This is a genomic window from Steroidobacter sp. (assembly GCF_016790065.1).
In the GTDB taxonomy this organism is placed as follows: Bacteria; Pseudomonadota; Gammaproteobacteria; order Steroidobacterales; family Steroidobacteraceae; genus Steroidobacter.
On record NZ_JAEUPY010000677.1, the window covers coordinates 1 to 2649 of the forward strand.

Sequence of the window (2649 nt, forward strand, 5' to 3'; positions counted from 1 at the left end):
GGGATGGTTTGCCGGAGGCAGGCGTTTCTGGATCGAGCGCTGGGACAACCGCCAGGTCGGCGAAGCTTGGGTGATCAACTCCCTGCAGCGGCCCCGACCTACGCTGACGTCGATGCGGCTCGCCTTTCCGGGCGAGGCGAATCTGCCTATTCCGGAACTATGGGTCGGCGATCTGGATGCCGGGACGCTGGTGCAAATCGATACATCGCGTTGGCCCGGCCAGCTGATCAGCGGCACTGAGATCGGCGGCACCGGAGCGGGCAATATCAGCTCCGCCGGGAGCGCCGACAGACTCTACTTCGTACGAATCTCACGCGGCTACCAGGACGTGGAGCTGGTCATCGCGGATGCCGAGACCGGCCGCACTCGAGTCTTGCTGCACGAGAAGAGCGAGCCGTACTTTTCCATCCGCACGCCGCTGTTCCGCTTCTTGAACGATGGCAGTTTTCTGTGGCTCTCGGATCGCACCGGCTGGAACCATCTGTATCGGTACGATGCCAACGGCACTCTGCTGGGCAGCGTGACCGGCGGAGATTTCAACGTCGCGGAAATTCTTCATGTCGACGCAGGCCGCGGCTGGATCTACTTCAAGGGCTTCGGTCGAGAGCGCGGACGCAATCCCTACTTCGAGCACACCTATCGCGTGCGCACCGATGGCACGAGGTTGAGCTTGCTGACCCCGGAGGATGCGGCGCATACCACCAGCATCTCACCGAATGGGCGCTGGCTGGTCGATGTTTATTCTCGCCCCGATCAAGTGCCGCAGGCAGTGGTCAGGGCGAGTGACGGCAAGCGGCGGTACTTGCTGGAGCAACTGGACATACGCTCGTTGGTTGCTGGCGGCTGGAGCGCACCGGAAAGCTTTACCGCTACGGCTGCGGACGGTAAGACGACGCTCCATGGCACGCTGTGGAAGCCGCACCGATTCGATCCTCAGCGTCGCTACCCCGTGATCGCCTACGTCACGCCCAATCCAAATTACATCGGGCATATCGCCGTACGATTCAATCCGGCGACTCGGTTCGAGAGCCTGGCACAGCTTGGGTTCATCGTGGCGGCCGCATCGACCCGAGGACAAGGGCAGGGCATTCGCGATAAGGCGTTCCTGGTTCATGGACGTGGTGACGTACGTGACTATCCGCTCGCTGACAGTAAAACCGCGTTGGAGCAAGCGGCTGCGAGCCGCCCGTACATGGATCTTTCCAGAGCAGGAGTAACGGGATACTCCGGCGGCGGGCTGATGGCCGCTTCACTGCTGCTGACTTATCCGGACTTCTACAAGGCGGCGGTGTCCGGCGCGGGCAATCACGACAACAACATCTACGACTGGGCTTCCGGTGAACACTATTTTGGCAACGGTGTTCCTGGCACGGCGCTGGCGCAGACCAGGATGTCGACCAATCAGGAACTGGCGGCGAACTTGCAGGGCGACCTGCTGCTGGTGCACTCCGACACGGATCGGAATGTGCCAATGACGCATTCATTGCGCCTCGCCGATGCATTGGTCGATGCGGGCAAGCGCTTCGACTTCCTGGTGATTCCAGGCAGGGACCACAATTTGCGCGATCGCTGGAGTTATTACGATCGAGTTGTGTGGTGTTACTTCGCGCAGCGTCTGCTCGGCGATGAGCGGCAGTGTGTCGATCTGTGGAAGCTGCACTGATGGTTCGTCCCTGCCGGGGACGAGCGAGTGAGCAAGTACGAACGATCAATCAATTCAGATGATCGGTTGGCGAGTCATGGTTAGCAACGACATGGGACGAGAGGCATGCATATACTGAAATTTTCGAGGCTGCGATTGGTGAGTGTGTCGATAGCGTTTTTCGGCTTGGCGTCGACGCCTTGCGCTGCGCCGGCAGCCGAGGCCGCCGCATCCGCTGCCGTACGGCACGCGGCGCCGAAGGTGCCGGAGTACATGCATCAGTTCGATATGCTGACGCGCAAGATCGATACCTTGCTGATGCACCAGCGGTTGGGCGATATCGCGATCATCGACGAGATCCAATACGCGTCGGTTCCAGGGCGCAAAGACCCCGCCAACCCATGGCAGTCCGAAGGGCCGCTGCGAATCCCTGCCTTTACCTTCGTGCCCAAGGATTTGGGTTCCCGCAAGGTGCCTCTGGTGGTATTCGTTCATGGCGGGGTGCATGGCAACTTTGGCGGCGCCTCTGAGATCAAGATGACGCGTGAGTTGTTGGAACAAGGTTACGCCGTCATTGCTCCGGAGTATCGAGGCAGCACTGGCTACGGCAGCGAGCTCTACAATCAGATCGACTACGGCGGCACCGAGATCGACGATACGCACGCGGCCAGAAACTGGGCAGTGGAGAACCTGCCGAACGTCGACGGTTCTCGCGTTGGCATCATCGGCTGGAGTCACGGTGGCCTGCACTCGCTGCTGACCGTTTTCCGTTGGCCCGATGACTATCAGGTGGCTTATGCGGGTGTGCCGGCGAGCGATCTCGTGCAGCGCATGGGCTATTCCGGCGAGGAGTACAACACGCTGTTCGCGAGCTTCATATGCGAGACGGCGTCGGAAGATCCCGGGGAATTTCGACGTCTCTCTCCGTTATTCCACTCAGACAATTTGCGCACCCCGTTGCTCTTCAATACCGCAACGAATGTTGGCGACTTGAACGTGATTGAAGT

General features: G+C 60.2%; 2 protein-coding genes. Both read left to right on the plus strand.

Annotated features, from left to right (window positions below; genetic code table 11):
• Nucleotides 1-1663, plus strand: a 1663-nt coding sequence (locus JNL55_RS27925; protein WP_293862445.1) for a S9 family peptidase, incomplete at its 5' end; no start/stop codon positions are given.
• 138 nt (nucleotides 1664-1801) lie between these two features.
• On the plus strand, nucleotides 1802-2649 hold an 848-nt coding region (locus JNL55_RS27930), incomplete at its 3' end, for an alpha/beta hydrolase family protein (RefSeq protein ID WP_293862448.1).